Genomic DNA, 4,955 nt, shown 5'->3' with positions numbered 1-4,955 from the left:
TTCCACGCCGCGGCCCTCGTGCACGACGACATCATCGATAACTCGGACACCCGCCGGGGCGAGCCCGCGACGCACCGCGCCTTCGAGGCCGAGCACCGCGAGGGCGGCTGGCGCGGCTCCGCCGAGCGCTTCGGCGTCGCCGGGGCGATCCTGCTCGGCGACCTGCTGCAGTCCTGGAGTGACGAGGCGTTCCAGAGCGCCGCGACCCGGAGCGACACCGCGGAGCACGCCGCCCGCGCCCGGATGCACTTCAACCGGATGCGCACCGAGGTCGCCGCGGGCCAGTACCTCGACGTGCTCGAGGAGCAAATGGGCGTCTTCGCCCCCGAGGACGAACAGCTGGAGCGCTCCACCCGGGTCCTGATCTTCAAGTCCGCGAAGTACAGCGTCGAGGCCCCCCTGCTCATCGGCGCGGCCCTGGCCGGAGCCTCCCCCGCGCAAGAGACCCGCCTGGCGGAGTTCGGGCTGCCCATCGGCGTCGCCTTCCAGCTCCGCGACGACCTGCTCGGCGTCTTCGGCGACTCCGAGCTGACCGGAAAGCCCTCGGGCGATGACCTGCGCGAGGGCAAGCGCACCGTGCTCATCGCACTCACCCGCGCCGAGCTCAGCCACAGCACGCAGCGCCTCTTCGACGAGATGATCGGGGACCCCGAGCTGAGCGACGAGCAGATCGTGATGCTGCAGCGCACCATTCGCGACAGCGGCGCGGTGGACCGGGTCGAGCAGATGATCGCGCAGAACGTGGCGCTCGCCGAGCGCGCGCTCGAGGGCGAGGAGCTTGCCCCCACCGCGGTCACGGCGCTGCGCACCCTGGCCAAGCGGGCCACCGCGCGCAACGCCTAGGCCCCGCACGCACAAACGCCGCTGCCGCGATGCCCTGGGGCATCGCGGCAGCGGCGTTTCGAGGTCGGTGCTCGACGCGACGCGCTAGAAGCTCAGCGCCTGCGCGAGTCGGCGCACCTCGGCCTTGCGGCCGGCACGGAGGGAGTCGATCGGGCGGCCGCCGATGGCCTCGTTCTCCGTGAGGAGCCAGTCGATCACCTCGTCGTTGCTGTAGCCCGCGTCCCGGAGCACGACGATCGTGCCGTGCAGGGACGAGAGGGGGCCCTCTTCCGTCAGGAAGAGTTCGGGAATGCGGAGCACCCCGTCGATGCGGAGCGCTGCGAGCTGGTGGTTTTCCAGCATGCGGCGAACTTTGCTGGCGCTCAGATCGAGGCGCTCAGCGAGGTCGGGGACGGTTACGGTCTCTGAAATCAGCTGCTTAGACACGGACTCACTCTAAGCCAGCCGGGGCCTTGCCGCGAGGCCCGGGCGGCGATTTGGGCAGGATCTGGGCAACTTCGAAGCAAAACGCCCGGATTTGCCCGTTCCCCGCCCGCCACACCGGCTGGGATTCAGTCTCGGGCAGCCCTGGTTTCGTAGGATGAGGGCATGAGCTCTGCCCCCGTGGATCCGATGATCGGTCGCATTCTTGACGACCGCTACGTCGTGCGCTCCCGGATCGCTCGGGGCGGGATGGCAACCGTGTACGTCGCGAACGACACGCGCCTGGAGCGCCGCGTCGCCATCAAGATCATGCACGGGCACCTCGCCGACGATAACGCCTTCAAGAAGCGCTTCGTCCAGGAGGCCAGGAGCGCCGCCCGGCTGAGCCACCCGAACGTGGTGAACGTCTACGACCAGGGCCAGGACTCCGAGATGGCCTACCTCGTGATGGAGTACCTCCCGGGGATCACCCTGCGCGACCTGCTCCGCGCCCAGAAACGCCTCACGGCCGACCAGGCCTACGAGATCAGCGAGGCCGTGCTCGCCGGGCTGAGCGCGGCGCACCTCGCCGGGATCATGCACCGCGACCTCAAGCCAGAGAACGTGCTGCTCGCCGACGACGGCCGCATCAAGATCGGCGACTTCGGCCTCGCGCGTGCCGCGAGCGCGAACACGACCACGGGGCAGGCCCTGCTCGGCACGATCGCCTACCTCTCCCCCGAGCTCGTGACCCGCGGCATCGCCGACGCCCGCAGCGACGTCTATGCCTTCGGCATCATGCTCTTCGAGATGCTGACCGGGCAGCAGCCCTTCACGGGCGAGCAGCCCATGCAAATCGCGTATCAGCACGCGCACGACGATGTGCCCGCGCCGAGCACTCTGACCCCGGAGGCGACCCCGGAGCTCGACGAGCTCGTGCGGTGGACCACGATCCGCGACCCCGATGCGCGCCCCCGCGACGCGACCATCGTCCTGGAACGGCTCCGCCAGCTCCGGGCCGTGCCCGGCCACCCCGCCGGGCTGAACCCGACCCGGGTACTGACCGGCCACGTCTCCCTGACCCCGTCCACCTCGGTGCTCGACCAGACCCAGGTGCAGGGCCTGCGCAACGGCCCCCACACCACGGGCGAGCAGCCCCCCGGCGGCGAGGCCGAGGCCCCGGCGGAGACGCCCCTCTCCCGCGTGCACGCGGCCGGGCAACGCCGCACGGTCGTCGGGCGGGTCACCGCGGCGCTCGTCACCGCGGCCGCCGTCGCGCTCGCGGTTGGCGGCTGGTGGATCGGCCAGGGCCCGGGCGCGCTCGTCAGCGTCCCCGAGGTCGTCAACCTGAAGATCGATGCCGCCCAGGCGATGCTCGGCGAGCACGACCTGATCCCGCTCGTCACCGAGTGCCCGAGCGTGACCGTGCCGGTCGGCCATACGGTCTCGGCGAGCCCGGAGGTGGGCACCCGCGTGGAGCGCGAGTCCGAGATCACCCTCTGCTCCTCGACCGGGCCGCGCATCCTGCCCGTTCCCGAGCTGCTCGGCATCACTCTCGACGAGGCCAAGCAGCGCATCGCCGACGCCGACTTCCGCTTCGGCGCGGTCACCGAGGAGCGGTTCTCGGATCAGCCGAAGGGCGCCGTTCTGCAGACGCTCACCGCGGACCTGGAGGACCTGGGACCCGAGTACGCCGAGCAGGGCGAGATCAACCTGATCGTGTCCGCGGGGCCGCTGCCCGAGGTCATCGGCGCGTCCCTCGCCGAGGCCACCCGCGCGCTGGAGGAGGCCGGGCTGACGATCGACACCGCCAAGCAGGCCGACTTCTTTTCGGCGGAGCAGCCCGCGGACCACGTGATTCGGCCCGTCTACGGCTCGGACACGGTCTCGGTGGGCGACGCGGTCAGCCTGGAGGTCTCCGCGGGCACCATTCCCGAGGTGAGCGGCGACAGCGTCGCCGACGCGACCAAGAAGCTCGAGGGGGTGGGCCTGACGGTGAACGCCGAGCTGCGCACCGAGGTCTTCCACCCGGACGTCGCCAAGGACCGGGCCATCCGCGCCCTGCCGCAGACCGACCCCGTCCGGGTGGGCGACCCCGTCGGCATCGAGGTCTCCCAGGGCCCCGAGCTGTTTCCCGTGCCGGACGTGTCCGGCATGACCGTGCGCGAGGCCGTGAACACGCTCACGGACGCCGGCTTCACCCCGAAGGTGGACGCGATCGTCCTGGAGGCGCTCTGGAACGCCGTCAAGGTGAACAACACCGATCCCCGGGCCGGGAGCAAGATCCCCGCGGGGGCCGAGGTCAAGGTCGGTTTCCCCCGCTAGCACGCGCAGCGATCAGGCCGCGCCGCGACCCCCGGCGAGGCTCGGCGCGTCGGGGTGGATGAGCACGCGCAGGGCCGCGGGCACCGTTTCCACCCGAACCGGCAGCGGGCCGATGCGTTCCCCGTCCGCGTAGACGTTCAGCTCCGGGCCGCTCCCCGGCGCGGCCGGGGCGATCGTCACGGTGCGGGCGGGCACGCTGCGGAATCCGGGCACCGCCCCGTGCCGCCCGCGGAAGGCGAGCAGGAAGGTGCGCGCCACCCGGACGACCGAGCCGCCCTCCAGCGTCGCGACGTCGAGGTGGCCGCTGTTGACCCGGGAGTTCGGGCTGATCGTGATGCCGCCGCCGTACTGGCCGTGGTTGCCGACCGCGACGAACCAGCCCCGGAAGGCGCGCGCGCTGCCGTCGACGGTCACCGCGAAGCGGGTGTTGCCGAAGCGCATGAGCGCGAGCGCGCCGCCGTAGAGGTAGGTGAGGGGGCCCAGGTTGAAGCGGGTGGCGTTGCCGAGCTCGTTCGCGAGCCCGTCGAAGCCGACGTTGCACACCCCGAGGAACACCCGGTCCTCGGGGCGGCCGAGCGCGGGGTCCGCCTCGGCGAGGATGCGGCCGACGTCGATCCGGGTCTCCCGGAGCTCCGCGAGGCGCTGCGCGCCCTCGACCGGGTCGACGGGGAGGCCGAAGCGGCGGACCGTGTCGTTGCCGCGCCCGCCGCCGAGGGGCACGAGGATCGCGCCGGAGGCGATGACCCCGTTCGCTGCCGCGCCGATGAGCCCGTCGCCGCCGAGGGCGAACACCGTCGACTCCGGGGGCTCGGCGGCGGCCAGCCGGGTCGCGTGGCTCAGGTTCGTACTCCGGTGCTCGGTGACCGCGTAGCCCGCGGCGCGCAGCGCGGCGGCAACGGGGGCCTGCTGCTTCGCGGCGCGGCCCCGGCCCGCGCTCGGATTCACGATGAGCAGGGCGCGGCGGCCCGGCGCGGGGAGCGGCTCAGCCGGGCTCATCCCACCGCCTCCCGGCCCCGCTCGAGGAGGGCCGCAACGCGCGCGCGAAGCTCCGCCGCCTCGGCCCCGGTCCCCCGCGCTCCCGCGGCGGTCAGGCCGAGTCTTGATCGCCGGTCCAAGACATCGTCGACGGTCGTGGCGCCCTCCGCGAGGGCCGCAAAGAGCACCTCGGCGGCGAGCACGTCGTGGCCGGGGAGCACGGGATCGAGCAGCGCGGGCTCGGCGACCCCGAGCGAGAGCAGCGTCCCCGCCTCGGCCCCGAAACGTTCGGCGAGGCGACGGCCCGCCGGGCGCGGCCCGCGGAAGTCGATGGCCCCGCCGGGCATACCGGGGCCGCCGGGCACGGGGGCCTGCGCCCCCACGAGCGGCAGATCCCGGGTCTTCGAGCG

5 protein-coding genes are annotated in these 4,955 nt (G+C 72.8%); 2 read left to right on the top strand and 3 right to left on the bottom strand.

The annotated features are described in order from the left end of the window. On the top strand, positions 1-843 hold an 843-nt coding region (locus tag OOT08_RS18130), incomplete at its 5' end, for a polyprenyl synthetase family protein (RefSeq protein ID WP_325094283.1). Positions 844-927: 84 nt separating this feature from the next. Here the strand turns inward: OOT08_RS18130 and OOT08_RS18125 are convergent. Next, on the bottom strand, positions 928-1,269 hold the full coding sequence (locus OOT08_RS18125; RefSeq protein WP_325094282.1) for an Rv2175c family DNA-binding protein: 342 nt from the start codon (positions 1,267-1,269) through the stop codon (positions 928-930). A 162-nt stretch (positions 1,270-1,431) separates the two neighbouring features. On the opposite strand from OOT08_RS18125, the gene pknB reads away from it, so the two are divergent. Continuing rightward, the gene (gene pknB / locus OOT08_RS18120) at positions 1,432-3,570 is read left to right on the top strand and encodes a Stk1 family PASTA domain-containing Ser/Thr kinase (protein WP_325094281.1); all 2,139 of its coding nucleotides are present in this window, start codon (positions 1,432-1,434) and stop codon (positions 3,568-3,570) included. 12 nt (positions 3,571-3,582) lie between these two features. Here pknB and OOT08_RS18115 read toward each other — a convergent pair whose 3' ends face one another. Then, entirely contained in the window at positions 3,583-4,566 is a 984-nt protein-coding gene (locus tag OOT08_RS18115) for a diacylglycerol/lipid kinase family protein (protein ID WP_325094280.1), read from the bottom strand. Then, positions 4,563-4,955: glycerol-3-phosphate dehydrogenase C-terminal domain-containing protein (locus tag OOT08_RS18110; RefSeq protein WP_325094279.1), on the bottom strand; the 393-nt coding region annotated here is incomplete at its 5' end. The genes OOT08_RS18110 and OOT08_RS18115, both read right to left, overlap by 4 nt.

The sequence above is a fragment of the Leucobacter sp. M11 genome, assembly GCF_035726885.1.
GTDB lineage: Bacteria > Actinomycetota > Actinomycetes > Actinomycetales > Microbacteriaceae > JAPFRB01.
This window is presented reverse-complemented; position numbering and strand designations above follow the sequence as displayed.